Raw genomic sequence first — 18,975 nt, 5'->3', positions numbered from 1 at the left:
ATCACGATCATTCCCGGCCCGGGGGCGGCACGGCAACGGAATCAGTCCACTCCCAGGCACAGCGGCGTAGGGTTGGGGGGTGAGCACCAGCACACCGGAACCTACCTCCGCCTCGATCGACGAGGCGATACCGCGGGGGCTGCGGATCGCCGCGGCCTGGGGCTGGCGGCTGATCGTCCTCGTGGCGGTCGGCTACGGCGTCTCCTGGGTGTTCGAACAGATCCCCATCCTGGTCACGGCCACCATGGTGGCCCTGCTGCTGGCGGTCCTGCTCGGCCCGATGGTGACCTGGCTGCACCGCCGGGTGCGCCTGCACCGTGGCGTCGCGGCAGTGATCAGCGTCCTGCTGACCGCCGCGGTCGCCGGCGGACTGCTGGCCATCGTCGGTCATCGCATCGCCAGTGGCGTCACCCACAGCCATCTGGACTTCTCCGGCAGCCTGCTGCAGTTCCAGACCTGGCTCTCCAGCGGGCCCCTGCACCTGCGACCGGGGCAGATCGCCCGGGTGTTCACCGAGGTGCAGACCTGGGTGAGCCAACACACCACCAACCTCACCCAGGGGGCGTTCCGGGTCGGATCCTCGGCGGTGGACAGCGTGGTCGGGACCTTCCTCTGCCTGATCACCACCATCATGTTCCTGGCCGACGGCCGGCGGATCTGGATCTTCCTCATCGGCGGCTTCCCGATCGAGTCGCGGGTCCGCATCGACGCCGCCTTTCGCAGCGGCTGGCGCAGCCTGTCCGCCTATATCCACACCCAGCTCCTGGTCGCCGCCCTCGACGCGCTGCTCGTCGGCACCGGCGCGGCCATCCTCGGGTCGCCGTTCGCGATGGCGATGGCGATCCTGGTCTTCGTCACCGCCTTCGTCCCGGTGATCGGCGTGGTCTTCGGCGGTGCCGTCGCCATCCTCACCATCCTGGTCTTCCAGGGATGGGTACCGGCGTTGGTGATGCTCGCGATCGTCACCGGCGTGCAGCAGCTGGAGTCGCACATCCTGCAGCCGTTCCTGATGGGCCGCGCCGTCGCCCTGCACCCGCTCGCGGTCATCTTCGCGGTGACCGCCGGGACGATGATGTTCGGTGCCGTCGGGGCCCTGTTCGCCGTGCCGACGCTGGCGATGGCGAACGCCGGCATCCGTACGTACGCCCGCACGTCGGCCCGCCGCCCGATGCCGCTGCCCCTCCACGGCAAGGGGCCGGATGACCACGGCCCGGGACAGCCCCACCCGCCCGCCGGGGACGCTCCCACCGCATGACCGGCTGGCAAGCCGTCGCCGCCTGCGTCGGGCTGTCGATCGTCGGGTTCGATCCGTTCGGGGCACTGGCCTTGCTGGCCGCCGTGGCGCGGGGCGCAGGACGAGCGGCAGCCGTCGCGTTCACCGCCGCAGGGGCAGCGGTCATCGTCGCCGCCGCGATGATCCTGGATCTCCTGGCCTCCGTCGTCCTCCAGCACGGCGTACCGCCCATCCCCGACGTCGTCTGGGGCACCGTCGAAGCACTCGCCGCGGCCGGCCTGTTGTTCTGGGGCGTACGCCGCCTGGCCTCGCGACGCAGGGACGGAGGACGCCCGGGACACGAGAGCGACGAGGACGAGGAGGAGCGGCCTCGGCGCCAGCGGGGCACCGGTATCGCCGCGATGACTCTGGCCGGGCTGGTGTACGGCCTCACCGTGCTGGGCGACCCGGGCTTCTGGGGTCTGGTCGCCCTCGTCCACCGGCTGCACGCCGGACCTGCCCTGGGCATCGCGGCGCTGTGGTGGCTGCTCAGCCAGTCCCCGTTGGTGGCGCTGGCGATCGCCGTCGCCCTCGGCGCCGGGGACCCGGTCGGACGCTGGATGCGGCGGACCTGGCGATCGCTCGCCGGGCCCCTCGGCCGGGTCGGCACCGCCCTGATCCTGCTGGCCGGTCTGGGCCTGGGCCTCGATGTGGTGCTGTGGCTGATGACCGGGTCGTTCCTCATCGGGTGAGCATCGCCGGCACCTGCCCGGCTGCCCCTCACGAACGTCGCCGATGTCGTACTGTGACTGTTCAGGGGGTGTTCACGGAACGCGTCACAGCCGACGGCGGGGAGGTGCGGCACGTGCGAGTCCTGCTGGTGGAGGACGACAGGTCGTTGGCCGAGCTCGTCCAACGAGGTCTGGCGCCGGACGGGTTCGGTGTCGATGTCGCCCGCACCGGCCCGGAGGGGTTGTGGGCGGCGACCGAGGAGCCGTACGACGCGGTGGTCCTCGACATCATGCTCCCGGGGCTGAACGGCTATGACGTCCTCAAGGGCATCCGGAAGGCGGAGATCTGGGTGCCGGTGATCATGCTCACCGCCAAGGACGGCGACCTGGACCAGGTGGACGCTTTCGACCTGGGGGCCGATGACTATCTCACCAAGCCCTTCAGCCTGGCCGTCCTCAGCGCCCGGCTCCGTGCGCTGATCCGCCGCGGTGCACCGCCGAGGCCGTCCGTGCTGGTCGTCGGCGACCTGGCGCTGGATCCGTCCAGTGGCCGGGTGTCCCGCAACGGCACCGACATCCGTCTCACGGCCAAGGAGTTCGCCCTCCTCGAGTACCTGATGCGACGCGCCGGGGACGTGGTGTCCAAGGCTGACCTGCTCGACCATGTCTGGGACGCGGCCTTCGACGGGGACCTCAACATCGTCGAGGTCTACATCGGTTACCTCCGCCGCAAGATCGACGAACCGTTCGGGGTGCGCTCGATCGAGACGCTCCGGGGCCGCGGCTATCGGCTGGGCGGCTGAGGGCGGTCCGGCCCGCCCGTCCCGTCCTGCTGGTCGTTGTCGTCGAGCCCGCCGCTCTCGTCCTCCTCGGCCACCACCGGGGTGCCCGTCGAGGGCAGCCGGATCTCGAACCGGGCTCCTCCCCAGGGTGACTCCCCCGCGGTGACCGTGCCGCCATGGCTGCTGATGACACTGTGCACGATCGCCAGGCCCAGGCCCGCCCCGCCGTTGGACCGGGCGCGGTCGGAGTCGAGCCTCACGAAGCGGTCGAAGATGCGGGTCCGCTCGGTCACCGGGATGCCGGGCCCGTCGTCATCGACCCGGACCACCACGTCCGCACCCTCCACCACCACCGACAGGCCGATCCGGCCCCGGGAGGCCCGGGCCGCGTTGTCGACGAGGTTGCGGACGGCCCGGAACAGGTCGTCGGGTTCCCCCACCACCCGTCCCGCGGCCAGATGGGCCTCCACGAGCAGGCGACCGGACGCCCGCAGCCGGACGACTTCGGCCGCCAGGATGTCGTCGAGGTCCACATCGATGCTGCGCCGCCGCAACATCCCCGCATCGGCGCGGGCCAGCATCAGCAGCCCGTCGGTGAGCGAGGCGAGGTGACGGGTCTCGGTGACCAGCAGCGGGAGCACTGCCGGCAGTTCCTCCGGGCGGTGTTCGAGGATCTCCAGCCCGGCACCGAGGGCCGCGACCGGGGAGCGCAACTCGTGGCTGGCGTCCGCCACGAATCGCCTCTGACTGTCGCGGGAGTGCTGGATCCGGGTGAGCAGCGCGTTCATCGTCACCGCCAACCGCCCGATCTCGTCGTGCCGGGGTGGCACCGGCACCCGGCCGGTCACGTCGGCCGCACCGATCTCCTCGACCGCCGAGCGCAGTTCCTCCACTGGCCGCAACGTACGGCCGACCAGGAGCCAGACGGCCCAACCGCCCAGCAAGGACAGCAACGGCACCCCGACGACGAGGGACAGGGCGTCCTGGCGCAGCGCGCGCTCGACCCCCACCAGGGGACCTGCGGTGACGACCACGTACGCCGCCCCGCCGGACCGGACGCCCTGGGCCACCGCGAGGAGCGAACTGCCGCCCTGCGGGGCGCGGGCATGTCGGTCGACGACCGTCACTCCGGGGGCCGGCGCCGCCGTCGTCACCGGCTCGTCCCAGCGGCCGTCCGCCGCGAACACCACCGCGTCGGGGCCGGTGCGGGTGGGATCGATGACCTGCAGCGCTCCGCCCACACCGAGGTACTGGACCTCCGCCGTCTCCAGGGCCGGGATGCCGTTCTCGGTGATGATCGCGACCGCCTGGGCGAGCCTGGCCCGCTGGATGTCCTCGACGCCCCGGCGAAGACTGGCCCCGAGGGCGCCGAGCATGATCCCGCCGCCGGTGAAGAGCGCGAAGGCGAGGACGAGCACGGCGACGACGGCGGCCTGGCCCCGGACGCCGGGTCCCTCGGACGCTCGGCCCTCGGCGGCGTGACCTTCCGCGGCGTGACGTCCCCCGGCATCGGTCGCGTCGCCGACCGGTCCGGGCTCGCGTACGGCGGACATGTCTCCATCCTGCCGTACGGAACGCTCAGCAGGCTTTCAGTGCGGCCGACCTAAGTTCGAAAGCATGGGCAAGAGTGACCGGTCCGCTCCGAATTGGCGCTGGATCCTCGTTCTCACCGGGACGGGAGTCCTCTACTGGCTCGTACTTCTCTCGATGGTCGTCACCGCCAACCCGAACCTCTTCCCCACCCTGCTGCTGCTCGGCGCTCTGGTGGCCCCCCTGACCGTGCTCACCTACCTCAACTGGCCGACCGGCGACAGCGTCGTCGACGGCCGGCTGGTGGCCTGGGTCGCCGTCCTCAGCGGTGTCCTGGGAGTCCTGGCCGCGGGCGTCCTCGAGTACGCCACCGCGACGCAACGTTCCCAGTGGCCGATGCTGACGGTGGCCGTCATCGAGGAGACCCTCAAGATCCTGGTGCCGATCGGGGCGCTGGCCTTCGCCTCCCGGGCGGTGACCGACGCCCGGGCCGGGCTCGTCATCGGCGTCGCGTCCGGCGCCGGCTTCGCCGTCCTGGAGACGATGGGGTACGGCTTCACCACCCTGCTCACCTCCCACAGCCTCGCCGCCGTCGACCAGATCCTGCTGGTCCGCGGTGTCTTCGCACCCGCCTGTCACCTGGCCTGGACCGGCCTGCTGGGCGCCTCGCTCTGGAACTTCCGGACGCGCCCCGTCGGCCGTGCGCTGCTGGGCTTCGTGGCGACGTACGTCGTCGTCGTGCTGCTGCACGCGCTGTGGGACACGCTGTCCGCGTCCTGGCTCGCCCACGTCCTCATCGCAGCGGTGAGCGTGCTGCTGCTGGTCGCGCGGGAACGCAGGATCCCGTCGGGTGCCGTAAGGTGAGCGGAGTGTTCAGCCTGACCTCACCATGGCTCATCGCGCTCATCGGACTCCTGCTGGCCGTCGTGCTGGGATGGGCGATCGGCTGGGTGCCTCGGCAGAGGGCCGGGGTCTGGCGGGCGGTCCTCACCCAGGTGATCGCCCTGGGAGGCAGCATCACGCTCTCGCTGCTCCTCATCGGTCTGGCCCTCAACAAGAACAACGGTTGGTACACCACCTGGGCGGACGCCTTCGGCTTCACGTCGGCCACCAGCGTCACGCACGCCTCCCGTGGGGCCAACGACAAGGGCGTGACGGCGGCCCCCGAGGCGATCGGCAACGCCACCGCCCTGCAGGCCGACCCGGCCCACAACCCCGCGCTCCCCGGCTACTCCGCCGACGCCTCTGGCGGGCAGTACCTCTCGGTGACGATCAGCGGCTCCACGTCCGGGATCTCGCAGATGGCCCTGGTCTGGCTGCCCCCGTCGTACCAGTCGCACCCGAACCGCTTCTACCCGGTGCTGTTCGGCTTCACCGGTAGCCCCGGCAGCCCCCTCACGTACAAGGACAAACTCAACGTCGGCAACATGATCTCGTCCCTGCAGGGCGACAAGCAACTGCGCGAGGCGATCGTCGTCGTCCCCACGACGTTCCCCGGCAACAACGACACCGAGTGCACGAACTTCTCCCAGGGCAGCGACCAGGCCCAGTGGGAGACGTTCATCGACTCCGACGTTAGGAACTGGGCGCTCACCAACCTGCGGGCGGAGACGACGGCCGACGCCTGGGCCACTGTCGGTTACAGCGCCGGCGGCTACTGTGCTCCGATGCTGGCCGTACGCCATCCCGACCACTATGCGCGGGCCATCGCCATGTCGGGCTACTTCGCCCCCGAGTGGGGCAAGGGTCCCCAACACCGGCCGGTGAACGATCCCACCTACGACCTCTCGGCCGTGGTCAAGAGCACCAAGCCGAAGGTGGACATCTGGGCGTACGCCGCCCGTGACGACAAGACCTCGATGACGGCCCTGACGGAGTTCCAGAAGGCGGTCCACGTCCCGACGACGCTCACCACCACCCTGCAGGAATCCGGCGGCCACCAGTGGGGGGTCTGGATGCAGGGGCTGCCCGCCGGGCTGCAATGGCTCGGACAGGTCTCACCGGCCTTCGCCTGGCGAGCCTCATGACCACGAAGGCGCGCCGCGTCGTCGCCGAGATCTTCACCTGGCTGTACGTCGTCGCCACCGTGGTGGCGGCGTCGGACTGGATCCGGCACCGCCTCGTCCGGCGTCCGCCGCGGTGGATGGTCCAGGAGTTCTTCATCACGCTGAACGTCCCGGTGACGGCCTCGCTCGTCTCGGTGATCGGCCTGGCCCTGCTCACCACCGCGATCATGAAGCGCAAGCGGTTCGCCCTGATGGTGATCGCCGGCTTCCAGTTGATCGGCGTGATCGCCGACGTGCTCGTCTTCATCTACACCATCAGGCACCGGACGCCGCCGTCGATCCCCTTCCACGACATGGACCGCGGTGCGATCGCCGGCGTCAACCTGGCGATCTCCGTAGCTCTGCTCATCCTGGTCGTGTGGCTGCGTCCGGCGTTCCCCGCCCGGGTGAAACGCGGCTCCTGGGGCGTCGCCATCAGTATCTTCGCCGCCGGCCTGCTGCTCGACCTGGGGATCACCCACCTGCTCCTGCGCACGACCTCCGATGCCCAGGGGCCGGCCCTGCAGGTGCTGTCGACCGCACTGCTCAACGCCGTCGGCCTGCCCGCGCCACGCACCTGGCACGTCATCATCGGGCGGGTCATCCCGCAGGTCACCGGCGCCATCGCCGGCCTCTCGCTGCTCTTCGCCGTCGGGGCGTTCCTCCGTTCGGCCCGATTCACCGGCGGCTGGCAACAGGAGAACGAGGTCGCGCTACGCGAGCTGCTGGCCGAGTACGGCGACGAGGACTCACTGGGCTACTACGCGACCCGGCGCGACAAGATGCTCTACTTCTCGCAGAACCGGCGCGCAGTCATCGCCTACCGCGTGATCGGCTCGGTCTGCCTGGCCAGTGGTGACCCGATCGGCGACCGCCGGGTGTGGCCCGAACTGGTCCACGAATGGGCCTCGTACGCCCGCACGTACGGCTGGACGCCGGCGGTGCTCGCCTGCTCCGAGGCCGGGGCACGCGTCTACGCGACCTCGATCGGCACCGAGGTGATCAACCTCGGTGACGAGGCGATCCTGCACCCGGAGCGGTTCCACCTGGATTCCACCAGCCTGACCGCCGTCCGCCATGCGCAGCGCCGGGCCCGCCGCAGCGGGGTGAGCGTCCAGATCCAGCGGGCCGACGACCTCGACGACGTCGACCTGGCCAGGCTCGACCAGTTGGCCGAGGACTGGCGGATCGGCGGCACCGAGCGGGGCTTCTCGATGGCCCTGGGCCGCGTCGGCGATCCCGCGGACGGCCGGTGCCTGCTGGTCACCGCGGTCGACGAGGACGGCGAGCCGATCGCCCTGCTCAGCTTCGTCCCCTGGGGCCGGCGCGGACTCTCCCTCGACCTGATGCGCCGCTCACCCGATGCCCCCAACGGCACCAACGAACTCCTGGTCACCGAGTTGATGGCCTGGTGCCGGGAGAACGGGGTGAACCGGATCTCCCTCAACTTCGCGTTCTTCCGCCGCGTCTTCGCCGAGGCGGAGGACGTGAGCGCCGGCGCGATCAGCCGACTCAACTCACAGATGCTCAGCTGGATGGACCGCTACTGGCAGGTGGAGCGCCTGTACCTGTCCAACGCCAAGTACCAGCCCACCTGGCAGCCGCGCTACGTCTGCCTGCCCTCCATCATCGACCTGGTCCCGGTCGCGATCGCCGCCGGTCAGGCGGAGGGCTTCCTGCCCTTGCCGCCCTGGATGCGGGGCGCCGAGGTGGGCGGGCGGCTCGACCCGGCCCACGTGGAGACCATCCGCGAACTGGAGAACCGGCGTCCCGTCCACGGGCTGCATCCTCGCCGGGACGACCAGACCCGGCATCGGATCAGGCACCTCGAGGCACTGCGGTCCTCGGGCCGGTCGGGCTACCCGCTCGGTCGGGTCGACGTGGTGCGACTGCGGGACGTGGACGGGGACCAGCCGGACGGTCGTGACATCGCCGGGCGGGTGCGCCGGATCCGTCACCACGGTGGGGTCTGCTTCGTCGATCTGGTGGACGGTCGCGCCCACGCCCAACTCGTCCTCGAGGCCGACGTGCTCGGCCGCGAGGCGATCGCGGAGTTCGCCCGCCTGGTCGACTCCGGCGACCTGGTGCAGGTCAGCGCGGCGCCGACCCGGACCCGCAACGGCACCCCGTCCTGGGCGGTCAGTTCCTGGCGGATGCTGTCGAAGTCACTGCGCCCGCTGCCCTGGCAGGGCTTCGACAACCCCGACACGCGGCTGCGCAACCGTTCCCTCGATCTCCTCGTCCACCCGGAGGAGGGCGAGGCGTTGCTGGCCCGTTCCCGCGCCATCGACGCGCTCCGCCTCACCATGCGTGACGCCGGGTACCAGGAGGTCGAGACCCCGATCCTGCAGACGCTCCACGGGGGTGCCGCGGCCCGTCCGTTCCGGACCGAGATCAACGCGTACGACACCGACCTGGTGCTGCGGATCGCTCCGGAGCTGATGTTGAAGCGGCTCCTCGTCGGCGGCTTCGGTCCGATCTTCGAACTGGGGCGCAACTTCCGCAACGAGGGCGTGGACGCGACCCACAACCCGGAGTTCACCGTCCTCGAGGCGTACGCCCCCTTCGCCGACTACACCGACATGCGCCGGCTGACCGCGCGGTTGATCCGTGCGGCAGCCGTGGCAGTCCACGGCCGCGAGGTGATGCCGCTCGACCTCGGCTACGGGACCGAGCTGGTCGACATCTCCGGGGAGTGGCCGGTGGTCACGGTCTGCGACGCGATTACGGCGGCGACCGGCACCGAGGTCTCGATGGACACCGATCTCGAGGTCCTGCTCGGTCTGGCCGAGGACCACGGCATCCACGTCAAGGACGGCTGGGGGCCCGGCGCCCTGCTCGAGGAGCTCTACGGTGAGCTGGTCGAGGCCCGGACCGTACGCCCTACCTTCTACACCGACTTCCCCGCCGAGACGTCCCCACTGGCCGGCCCACACCGCACGGAGCCGGGGCTGGTCGAGCGCTGGGACCTGGTCGCCGGAGGGATGGAGCTGGGCACCGCCTACTCCGAGCTGACCGACCCGCTGGAACAGCGCCGCCGCCTCGTGGAGCAGTCGTGGCGGGCGGCCGCCGGCGACCCCGACGCGATGGAGGTGGACGAGGACTTCCTCAGCGCCCTGGAGGTCGGCATGCCCCCGGCCGGTGGGCTCGGGATCGGCATCGACCGCCTCGTGATGGCGCTGACGGATCGACCGATCCGCGACGTGCTGACCTTCCCCTTCGTCCGCCCCAAGGGCTGACAGCCCGTACGGGGTGGGCGTCAGAGTGACAGCGGATCGGGCAGCCGGCCCTCGTCGCGCGCGGCGAACCACTCCGGTGCCCGCAGCTGCAGCCACAGGGCCAGAGTGACCGAGGCCAGCCATCCCATCACCACCCCGCCGAAGAGTGGGCTGTCCGCGGTCGCCGCGAGCAGGATGGTGCCCGAGGCGAGGGAGGGCACCACGGTGCCCACCAGGGCCGCGACCAGCGCGGCGGTGGCAGTCCCGACGAACAGGGGATCCGCCCACGGAATCGCCTGACGGACCCAGTCACGAGCCGTGTCGGCGAAGGTCAGCACCGCCCCGCCGGCCGCGAGGGCGACGACGTAGGTGACGCTCGGCCACAACGCGACACCGACGATGACCACCAGACCGATGATCGCCAGGACACTCTGCCGCTTCGGCAGTCGCTCGGCCCACCAGGCCGCGATCGCGAGGGCGGAGGCGACACACACGCCCGCGGCCCCCGGCCCGATGCCGAACCAGTCCGGCCCCAGCGCGGTGGTGGAATCCAACAGCGTGCCCCATCGCCAGATGTCTCCCACCGCCGCGGAGGCCGCGGTCACGGCGAGGCTCAGGGCGGCGCCGGCGATCCCCGTCGGGCGGCGTGGGGTGGTCAGCAGTCGGGCCACGACGACGGCGACGATCCAGGCGCCGAGGACGGTCGCCAGCCCGGCAAGGATGGGCTGCGTCGTCCGGTACCAGGGCACCATCCCGCCGGCGAGGAGCGCTACCGGCCACGTGGTGAGCGCTCCCGCCAGCACCCCGGCCGGCCGCCACCGCCGCCGGAAGATCATCAGGACGACACTCGCCAGCACGAGCCCGAAGAGGGCCGCGGCGCCGGCCATGATCGGCCCACGGCGCTGCAGCGTGGCCACTTCATGGAGCAGCGAGGAGGCGACGGCGGCTGACACCTGTCCCGGGACCACACCGAGGGCGGCGCCGGCCTCGATCCCGGTGGCCCTGGCCGTGGTCCTGGCTGGAGCCGGCGCGGGGGCTGAGCCGCTGCCGTGCAGCTGGCCGATGATGGCCGCACTGACGTCGGGGAGGGTGATCACTCCGGACTCGAGCGTGGTACCCGACGAGAGCGCCCCCGGCACGGCCCCTGAACCGTCCGGATCGACCCGATAGGCCGCCTCGACCGAACGGATGCCGGCAGCCGCCGCCCGGACAGGACCACTGCGGGAACCGGCCTGCGGGCCGGCCGGCCCCAGTCCGAGGACGAGGAGGGTGGTGTCGGGACGCCCCGCCAGCCGCCGGATGATGTCGTCGGCACCGAGCACCGGGTCGACGATGGTGACCCGGCACTGGGTGGCGTAGTCGCCGGCCGCCCACGTGCTGGGCTCGACATAGCGCGCGACCGACCCGTCCGGGGCCGCGGCGGCGAGGGCGGCCCCCGGCCCGACAGCCTCCAGACAGGCGCGGGGATCGTCGGCACCGGTGGGGACCGACGCCGCGAGAGCGCCGAGGTCGGTCCGCGGGGAGGCGTTGAGGGCGGTCACCGGGGAGGTGTTGAGGGCGGCCAGCTGGGACCAGTTCGTGATCGCGGCGCCGCCCCGGCCGGCGAGGCGGGCTGCGGGGGTGAGCACCAGTTGGGGGGAGCACTGGTCCGCGGTACGGGCCTCGGCGCCGGCACCGAGCGTCAGCCACGCCGTGGAGACGCATTCACCACTCTGCCGGCTGCTGACGACCACACCGTACGCGGCGGTGCTGGCGCGCGCGTCGAGGATCTCGCGATCGACGGGCAGGAGCTCGGTCCGCTCGCCGACCCCGATGACGACGAGGTTCGCGGCGGGGATCGGTGACGGCGTGACCTGCAGGGGCCGGATGACGCCGATCAGCACGCCCAGGACGACGGCCAGGCCGAGGAGGTGGCGCAGCCAGTGCTGCCGCCACCAGACGCGACCGGGCCGCGTGGTGGCTTCCGGCACGCCGGTGCCCGCCACCTCCACGGGTTCCCCGGTGACGGCCCCCTTCCCGTCCTCCGGTGTGCTCGTGGACACGGCCTCAGGAGACGCGCTGGAGGTAGTCGACCAGACTGGTGAAGAACGGGACGCCGTCGGTGGTCGGCGACGCGGACGGGTCGACGTTGTGCTCGGGGTGCGGCATCAGGCCGACGACGTTGCCACGCTCGTTGGTGATGCCGGCGATGTCGTGGGCCGAGCCGTTCGGATTGCCGACGTAGCGGAACACGATCTGGTCGTTGTCCTCGAGGCGCTTCAGCGTCTCCTCGTCGGCGATGTAGTTGCCCTCGCCCGACTTGAGCACGATGGTGATCTCCTGGCCGCGCTGGAAGGCGTTCGACCACACCGTGTCACGCGTCTCGACGCGCAGCTTCTGATCGCGGCAGACGAAGGTCCGCGAGGCGTTGCGCATCAGCGCGCCCGGCAGCAGGTGGGCCTCGGCGAGCACCTGGAACCCGTTGCAGATGCCAAGCACCGGCAGTCCGTCCTTCGCCGCGGCGATGAGCTCCCCCATCACCGGCGAGAATCGCGCGATGGCCCCGCAGCGCAGGTAATCCCCGTAGGAGAATCCACCCGGGAGGATGACCGCGTCGACACCCTCAAGTGTGTCGTTGCCGTGCCACAGGGCGACGGGCTCGGAGCCGGTGAGTCGCACCGCGCGCGCCGCGTCCGAGTCGTCCAGCGTGCCCGGGAAGGTGACGACACCGATCCTGGTGGTCACTCTTCCACCCGGACGTCGAAGTTCTCGATCACGGTGTTGGCCAGCAGCCGCTCCGCGGCTTCCCGCACCTCCGCCAGCCGATCCTCGGTCACGTCCCCGTCGACCTCGATCTCGAAGCGCTTACCCTGGCGTACGGACAGGCCGGGGAAGCCGAGGCGGCCGAGGGCGCCGGTCACAGCCTTGCCCTGGGGGTCAAGGATCTCGGGCTTGGGCATGACGTCCACAATTACACGGGCCATGGCGCTGATCCTAGCGTGTCGGGACTGGAGGACGCCGCCGGTCCCGCAGCGCCCCCGCGCCCCGCGCGCCGCCTCGCCCTGCACGGCCGCTCACTTCCTCGCACCTCACTGCCCCGCGTCTCACTCCCCCGTTCGGCCGCTCAGTTCGCCCGGCTGCCACACGCAGGCCGGGTCCGCGCCCAGCAGGTCACCCGTGACGGCGTAGGCCCGGGAACGAGAACCGCCGCACACCTCCCGGAACTCGCACACTCCGCAGGCCCCGCCGAAGCTCTCCGGCTGCCGCAGCGAGCGGAGGATGGGCGAATCGCGGTAGATGACCCGCAGGCCGGCCTCCTTGACCGAACCGCAGTGGAACGGCAGGAAGCCCGACGGGTAGACGTCGCCGGTGTGGTCGACGAAGACGAAGCCGCGCCCGGCGTTGACGTCGATCGGCGGCCGGGGGACGCGGGTGGGCACGATCTCGTGGCCCAGCACCTCGACGGTCCCGGCGATCAGCTGCTCGTAGAGCGGCCCGGTGGTCGGCAGGGGGAGGTTCCGGGCCCGGGCAGCGGCCCGCTGGAGGACGACGCGACGGTAGTGCGGCGCCTCCGTGGTCTTGATGGCCACCAGGGAGGAGACCTCCGCCAGCCAGTGCAGGACGTCCTCGGTCGCCTCGGCGCCGAGGGCGTGGAGGTCCTCGCCCCGGCCGGTGGGGACGAGGAAGAACACGCTCCACAACCCGACGCCCATCTCGAGCACGTCACCGAGCAGCCGGGGCAGCTCGCCGACGTTGTCGCGGGTCACCGTGGTGTTCACCTGTAGCCGCAGCCCCTGCTCGCGCACCATCACGGCCGCACGGCGGGTGGCCGCGTACGTTCCCTCGAAGCCCCGGAACGCGTCATGGGTCTCCGGCCGGGCGCCGTCGAGCGACAGCGACACCGCCTTGGCTCCGGCCTCGTGCAACTCGGCCAGCCGATCGGCGGTGAACTTCGGGGTGACGGAGGGCGACAGGGCCACCGAGAGGCCGGCGGCGGTGCCATGGGCGACGAGCTCGGCCAGGTCGGCCCGTTCGAACGGGTCGCCGCCGGTCAGCACCACCAGCGGACGAGGCGTGTCCCACCGGGCGATGTCGTCCAGCAGGGCCTTGCCCTGGGCCGTGCTCAGCTGGCGGGGATCGGCGCGGGTCTGGGCATCGGCGCGACAGTGCTTGCAGACCAACTGGCAGGCCCGGGTCACCTCCCAGATGACGATGAAGGGCTTGTCATCGATGTCCTGGTGCTGCGTGCGTACGACCCGACGGGGGGCGGGGGTGCCGGTGAGAGTCATGGGGCCTCCATTCGGCCCTCATTATGCACGAGCTATCCGTATAAAAGCTTGCCGGGTTCCGGATGCCGAAGCGAAGTCAGTCCCAGGCCATCCCGGTCAGCTGCTCGTACGCGGTGAGGTAGCGCTCCCGGGTCTGTGCGATGACCGAGGCCGGCAACTGCGGCGGCGCCTCCCCGGAGGCGCGGTCCCAGCCGGACTCCTGCACGAGCCAGTTGCGGACGTACTGCTTGTCGTACGAGTCGAGCCTGCCGCCCGGCTGCCAGGTGGTGGCATCCCAGAAGCGGGAGGAATCGGGCGTGAGAACCTCGTCGGCCAGCACGATGGTGCCGTCGGGCCGGACGCCGAACTCGAACTTGGTATCCGCGAGGATGATGCCGCGGGTACGGGCGATCTCTTCGGCGGCCCGGTAGATCCGCAGAGTCAGGTCGCGGATGGCCTCGCCGGTCTCCCGCCCGACGGTGCCGACCATGGTCTCGAAGTCGACGTTCTCGTCGTGCTCGCCCAGCTCGGCCTTGGTGGCGGGGGTGAAGATCGGCTCCTCCAGGCGGGAGCCGTCGACCAGTCCCTCGGGCAGCGGAATGCCGCAGACCGTGCGCGACTGCTGGTACTCCGCCCAGCCGGATCCGGTGAGGTAGCCGCGGGCGACGCACTCCACGGGGATCATCGTGAGCTTCTCCACCACCAGACCGCGCCGATCGACCGCAGCGGGCACGTCAGTCGAGATGACGTGGTTGGGCACGAGGTCGCGCAGCTGGTCGAACCACCACAGCGACATCTGGGTGAGGATGGACCCCTTGTCGGGGATCGTCGATGGCAACACCCAGTCGAAGGCCGAGATGTTGTCCGTGGCGACCATCAGCATCCGGTCCGCCTCGGGCAGCGCATACAGCTCGCGCACCTTGCCCGCGTGGATCAGTGGCAGTCCCAGCTCCGCGTATTGGCTCACAGGGTCATCCTGCCACTGCGCCCTGATGACCATGTCCCCGTCGGCCACGGCGAACGCGGCAGGGCAGGGCCGGGCAGGGCAGGGCCGGGCAGGGCGGGGCGGGGCAGGGCCGGGCAGGCCCGGGCAGTGATCAAGAATTACGTCATAGGGCAGCCCTATGACGTAATTCTCGATCACCGACTCCGGCCGCCCCACGGGCCACGCCGCCGGAACGGGAACACCCTCAGAGAACAGCGCCCGGGACGTACGCCCCTGCCTCCGGGTGAGCGTCGATGATCTGCTGGATCTGCTGGCCGATCCGCTCGACCTGCCGACGGGCGGTGCCGGTCAGCTCCAGGGGGTCGGTGGCCAGCCCGGCGATCTCCTCGCGGCCGAGCCCGAGGCGAGGATCCGCCGCGAGCCGATCGAAGAGGTCGTTGTCCTTGCGACCGGTCTCGCGCATCTCCAGGGCGACGGCGACGGCGTTCTCCTTGATCGCCTCATGCGCGTGCTCACGACCCACACCCTTGCGGACGGCGGCCATCAGCACCTTCGTCGTGGTGAGGAAGGGCAGGTAGCGCTGCAGTTCGGCCTCGATCACCGCGGGAAAGGCACCGAAGTCCTGCAGCACGGTGAGGAAGGTCTCGAACAGTCCGTCGAGGCAGTAGAAGGCATCCGGCAGCACGACCCGGCGGACCACGGAGCAGGAGACGTCGCCCTCGTTCCACTGGTTGCCGGCGACATCGGCGATCATCGTCAGGTAGCCCTTGAGGATCACCGACATGCCGTTGACCCGCTCGCAGGAACGGGTGTTCATCTTGTGCGGCATCGCGGAGGACCCGACCTGGCCCGGCTTGAAGCCCTCGGTGACGAGTTCATTGCCCGCCATCAGCCGGATCGCCGTAGCCACGTCCGACGGCCCGGCGGCGACCTGCACCAGGGCCGACACGACGTCGAAGTCCAGCGATCGCGGGTAGACCTGGCCGGTCGAGGTGAGCACCCGGCCGAAGCCCAGCCCCTCGGCGACGCGCCGCTCCAACTCCTCCAGCTTCGCGTCGTCACCGTCGAGCAGGTCGAGCATGTCCTGGCTGGTACCCACCGGGCCCTTGATGCCGCGCAGCGGGAAGTGGCCGAGGACCTCCTCGATCCGCTCGTACGCCACCAGCAGTTCGTCGGCGCCGGTGGCGAAGCGCTTGCCCAGGGTGGTGATCTGCGCCGCCACGTTGTGCGAGCGTCCGGCGACGGGTTGGTCGGTGTACTGGGCGGCGAGGCGGCCGAGCTGGGCCAGAGCGGCCACGACGCGGTCGCGGATCACCTCGAGCGACTGACGCGTCTGCCACTGCTCCACGTTCTCGGTCAGGTCGCGCGAGGTCATCCCCTTGTGGATGTGCTCGTAGCCGGCGAGGGCACAGAACTCCTCGATCCGCGCCTTGACGTCGTGACGGGTGACCTTCTCCCGAGCGTTGATCGAGTCGAGGTCGACCCTGTCGACGACGCCCCGATAGGCCTCGATCACCGTGTCCGGATCGTCGCCCCCGAAGTCCACCCCGAGATCACGCTGGGCCTCCAGGACGGTGATCCACAGCCGGCGCTCGGCGATGATCTTGTTCTCCGGCGACCAGATGCGGCGCATCTGCTCGCTCGCGTAACGGGTGGCCAGGACGTTGGGGACGGTCACGGTGGTCCTTTCGGTTCAGTAGGTGACATCGCCGCGGGCCGCCCGCAGCGCGATGTCGGTACGGAAGAAGCCACCGGGCAGGTGGACGTCCTCCATCCGGTGGTAGGCACGGGCGCGGGCCTCGGCGAGCGAGTCGCCGGTGCCGACGACGGTGAGGACCCGGCCGCCCGCCGAGACGAGTCGGCCGGCGACGTCGAGGGTGGTGCCCGCCTGGATGACGCCCTTGGTGTCAGGGGTGACGCCGACGATCACGTCCCCCTTCCGGGGGGAGGCCGGGTAGCCGGCCGCGGCGAGCACCACGCCGACGGCGAACCCGGAGCCGAACTGCAGCGGCACCTCGGGGTCCAGCGCACCGGTCGCCGCGGCGTACAGCACCTGGCCGAGCGGGGACGTCAGGCGGGCCAGGAGCGGCTGCGTCTCGGGGTCCCCGAAACGTACGTTGAACTCGACGACCCGCAGGCCCTTCGAGGTGAGGGCGAGGCCGGCGTACAGCAGGCCGACGAACGGCGTGCCGCGGCGCGCCATCTCGTCGACGGTCGGCTGGATGACGGCGTCGACCACCTGCTGCTTGATGTCGTGCGGGGCCCACGGCAGTGGCGTGTACGCACCCATCCCGCCGGTGTTGGGTCCGCGGTCATCGTCTCCGACCCGCTTGAAGTCCTGAGCCGGGTCGAACGGCAGCACGTTGCTGCCGTCGCAGATCGCGAAGAGGCTCACCTCCGGCCCGTCGAGGTACTCCTCGATGACGACGTTCCCGCAGGCGACGGCGTGGGCGAGCGCCTCGGCACGGTCGGACGTCACGACGACACCCTTGCCGGCAGCCAGTCCGTCATCCTTGACCACGTACGGCGGCCCGAACTCGTCCAGGGCGGCGGCGGCCTCCTCCTCAGTGCTGCACACGCGGGCCGCGGCGGTCGGCACGTGCGCGGCCGCCATCACCTCCTTGGCGAAGGCCTTGGATCCCTCGAGGCGGGCCGCCGCCTTCGACGGCCCGAAGCAGGGGATGCCGGCCTCGCGGACGGCATCCGCCACCCCCGCGACGAGCGGGGCCTCGGGACCGACGACCACCAGGTCGACGCCGAGGGACGTGGCGAGGGCCGCGACGGCCGCGGGATCGTTCTGGTCGACCGGGTGATTGGTGGCGAACCCGGACGTCCCCGGATTGCCTGGTGCGACATGGACCCGGGAGACGGCGGGGTCACGGCTGATGGCGAGGGCGAGGGCATGTTCCCGGCCACCGGACCCCACGACCAGGACAGACTGCGGCTGCATCACCCCCCAGCCTACCGATCAGGGCCGACGATCACCCAGCCGAGCCACAGGCGGGCCCTCAGCGACCACTCGCGGGCCCTCGGCGACCACCAACGGGCAGCCGGCTCAGCGCTTGACCCGGGCGTTGCCCTCCCAGATCGACCAGACCTGCTCCTCGTCGGCGGGCGCGGCGAAGTCCAGCGTCGAGGTCGCGGCCAGCGCGCCGGTGGCCCAGCCGAACTGCGCGCACTTCTCGACCGGCCAGCCCTTGAGGATCCCGTAGAGGACCCCGCCGACCGAGCCGTCGCCACCGCCGATCCGGTCGAAGACGTCGATGTCGCGCAGCGGGCAGACGACGAACTCGCCCTCCCCCCACAGCACCATGCCCCACTTGTGGTGGTTCGCCGAGACGACCTCACGCAGCGACGTGCCGACGTACGTCGCCTGCGGGAACGCCTCCTGGATGCGGCCGATCATGGCCTTGAAGTCCTCGATCTTCTCCTCGATCGACGTGCCACCGGCCTCGGGGCCCTCGATGCCCAGGCAGAGCTGGAAATCCTCCTCATTGCCGTACAGGATGTCGCAGACCTCGGCGATCTCGTGGAAGGCCTTCGACAGCTCCTCCTCCCGCCCCTTCCAGAAGGACGCGCGGTAGTTGAGGTCCATCGCCACCACGGTGCCGTGCTTCTTCGCAGCCCTGGCCAGCTCCACGCAGAACCGCGAGGTCTTCGGGGAGAGCGCGGCGACGAGGCCGGACAGGTGCAGGATCTTCACACCCTCCACGCCGAAGATCCGGTCCAGATCGAACTGGTCGGCGCTCAGCTCTCGCCCGACCTCGCCGGCCCGGTCGTTCCAGACCCGTGGACCACGGCCACCGAAGCCCCCGTCGGCGATGTTGAACTGGTGGCGCAGGCCCCAGGCGTCGCCCTGCGGCAGGTCCGGGCCCTCGAACTCCATGAACCGCGCCCGCAGATCGGACTTGATCATCGCCGAGATGGGTGAGCCCTCGACGAAGGCGGTGAGCACCTTGGTCGGTTGGCCCAGGTAGGAGACGACACTCGCGACGTTGGTCTCGGCACTGGTGACCTGCATCACGAAACGGTCGGAGGTGTGGACGGGCTGGCGGTCCACGGGCGTGATCCTCACCCCCATGGACGTCGGAACGACAAGTGACCAGCGGGCATCCTCGCGCAGCTGCATGGTGTGGACCTTTCCCCTTCGACACGGCTCTACCTCGACCGTACGCATCGGGGTGGTCTGCATCACGTCGTTGCCAGGACTTGGCGTCCCAAACCGCGGGCGGGGAGACGCACGTCGCCCGCCACCCCCAGACG

General features: G+C 70.9%; 14 protein-coding genes and 1 pseudogene. 6 read left to right on the top strand and 9 right to left on the bottom strand.

The genetic code is table 11. The features are described from left to right. Positions 1-79: 79 nt before the first annotated feature. The 3 genes from Rai3103_RS09335 (at position 80) to Rai3103_RS09325 (ending at position 2,747) form a co-directional block, all read left to right on the top strand. Positions 80-1,255 carry an AI-2E family transporter gene (locus tag Rai3103_RS09335; RefSeq protein ID WP_153572375.1) on the top strand — a complete coding sequence of 392 codons (1,176 nt, stop codon included), beginning with the start codon at positions 80-82 and terminating at the stop codon, positions 1,253-1,255. Then, positions 1,252-1,965 (top strand): hypothetical protein, encoded by a 714-nt coding sequence (locus Rai3103_RS09330; protein ID WP_153572374.1) that lies wholly within the window; start codon positions 1,252-1,254, stop codon positions 1,963-1,965. Before Rai3103_RS09335 ends, Rai3103_RS09330 begins: the two co-directional genes overlap by 4 nt. Before the next feature lie 113 nt (positions 1,966-2,078). Beyond that, on the top strand, positions 2,079-2,747 hold the full coding sequence (locus tag Rai3103_RS09325) for a response regulator transcription factor (RefSeq protein WP_153572373.1): 669 nt from the start codon (positions 2,079-2,081) through the stop codon (positions 2,745-2,747). Here the strand turns inward: Rai3103_RS09325 and Rai3103_RS09320 are convergent. Then, on the bottom strand, positions 2,729-4,279 hold the full coding sequence (locus Rai3103_RS09320) for a sensor histidine kinase (protein ID WP_153572372.1): 1,551 nt from the start codon (positions 4,277-4,279) through the stop codon (positions 2,729-2,731). The two genes, Rai3103_RS09325 and Rai3103_RS09320, sit on opposite strands and share 19 nt — an antisense overlap. Before the next feature lie 64 nt (positions 4,280-4,343). Here Rai3103_RS09320 and Rai3103_RS09315 point away from each other — a divergent pair, with 64 nt between their 5' ends. The 3 genes from Rai3103_RS09315 to lysX are packed head-to-tail and all read left to right on the top strand — an operon-like array spanning position 4,344 to position 9,540. After that, complete coding sequence (locus Rai3103_RS09315) at positions 4,344-5,120, top strand: PrsW family intramembrane metalloprotease (RefSeq protein ID WP_194793076.1); 777 nt, start codon at positions 4,344-4,346, stop codon at positions 5,118-5,120. 5 nt (positions 5,121-5,125) lie between these two features. Next, the gene (locus tag Rai3103_RS09310) at positions 5,126-6,283 is read left to right on the top strand and encodes an alpha/beta hydrolase (protein WP_153572370.1); all 1,158 of its coding nucleotides are present in this window, start codon (positions 5,126-5,128) and stop codon (positions 6,281-6,283) included. Continuing rightward, positions 6,280-9,540, top strand: a complete 3,261-nt coding sequence (gene lysX, locus Rai3103_RS09305) for a bifunctional lysylphosphatidylglycerol synthetase/lysine--tRNA ligase LysX (protein WP_153572369.1) — start codon at positions 6,280-6,282, stop codon at positions 9,538-9,540. Before Rai3103_RS09310 ends, lysX begins: the two co-directional genes overlap by 4 nt. 20 nt (positions 9,541-9,560) lie before the next feature. Here the strand turns inward: lysX and Rai3103_RS09300 are convergent, their stop codons facing one another. From Rai3103_RS09300 to Rai3103_RS09265, 8 genes and pseudogenes are all read right to left on the bottom strand, one after another. After that, positions 9,561-11,561 carry a hypothetical protein gene (locus tag Rai3103_RS09300; RefSeq protein WP_153572368.1) on the bottom strand — a complete coding sequence of 667 codons (2,001 nt, stop codon included), beginning with the start codon at positions 11,559-11,561 and terminating at the stop codon, positions 9,561-9,563. A 4-nt stretch (positions 11,562-11,565) separates the two neighbouring features. Continuing rightward, positions 11,566-12,243, bottom strand: coding sequence for a phosphoribosylformylglycinamidine synthase subunit PurQ (gene purQ / locus Rai3103_RS09295; RefSeq protein WP_153572367.1), 678 nt, complete (start codon positions 12,241-12,243; stop codon positions 11,566-11,568). Further along, positions 12,240-12,482, bottom strand: a complete 243-nt coding sequence (gene purS, locus Rai3103_RS09290) for a phosphoribosylformylglycinamidine synthase subunit PurS (protein ID WP_153572366.1) — start codon at positions 12,480-12,482, stop codon at positions 12,240-12,242. The genes purQ and purS overlap by 4 nt, the downstream gene beginning before the upstream one ends. Before the next feature lie 120 nt (positions 12,483-12,602). Then, positions 12,603-13,787: a TIGR04053 family radical SAM/SPASM domain-containing protein gene (locus tag Rai3103_RS09285; protein ID WP_153572365.1), complete on the bottom strand. Its 1,185-nt coding sequence runs from the start codon at positions 13,785-13,787 to the stop codon at positions 12,603-12,605. Positions 13,788-13,878: 91 nt separating this feature from the next. Continuing rightward, positions 13,879-14,766: pseudogene (locus Rai3103_RS09280) on the bottom strand (phosphoribosylaminoimidazolesuccinocarboxamide synthase); the annotation flags it as partial. A 190-nt stretch (positions 14,767-14,956) separates the two neighbouring features. Further along, positions 14,957-16,390 carry an adenylosuccinate lyase gene (gene purB, locus Rai3103_RS09275; RefSeq protein WP_153572364.1) on the bottom strand — a complete coding sequence of 478 codons (1,434 nt, stop codon included), beginning with the start codon at positions 16,388-16,390 and terminating at the stop codon, positions 14,957-14,959. A gap of 15 nt (positions 16,391-16,405) precedes the next feature. Continuing rightward, positions 16,406-17,662 (bottom strand): phosphoribosylamine--glycine ligase, encoded by a 1,257-nt coding sequence (purD, locus tag Rai3103_RS09270; protein WP_153572363.1) that lies wholly within the window; start codon positions 17,660-17,662, stop codon positions 16,406-16,408. A gap of 105 nt (positions 17,663-17,767) precedes the next feature. Further along, the gene (locus Rai3103_RS09265; RefSeq protein WP_153572362.1) at positions 17,768-18,841 is read right to left on the bottom strand and encodes a PfkB family carbohydrate kinase; all 1,074 of its coding nucleotides are present in this window, start codon (positions 18,839-18,841) and stop codon (positions 17,768-17,770) included. Positions 18,842-18,975: the final 134 nt, after the last annotated feature.

The sequence above is a fragment of the Raineyella fluvialis genome (assembly GCF_009646095.1).
GTDB classification, from domain to species: Bacteria; Actinomycetota; Actinomycetes; order Propionibacteriales; family Propionibacteriaceae; genus Raineyella; species Raineyella fluvialis.
Note: the sequence above shows the minus strand (reverse complement) of the source record. Positions and strands in the feature narration are given on the sequence as shown.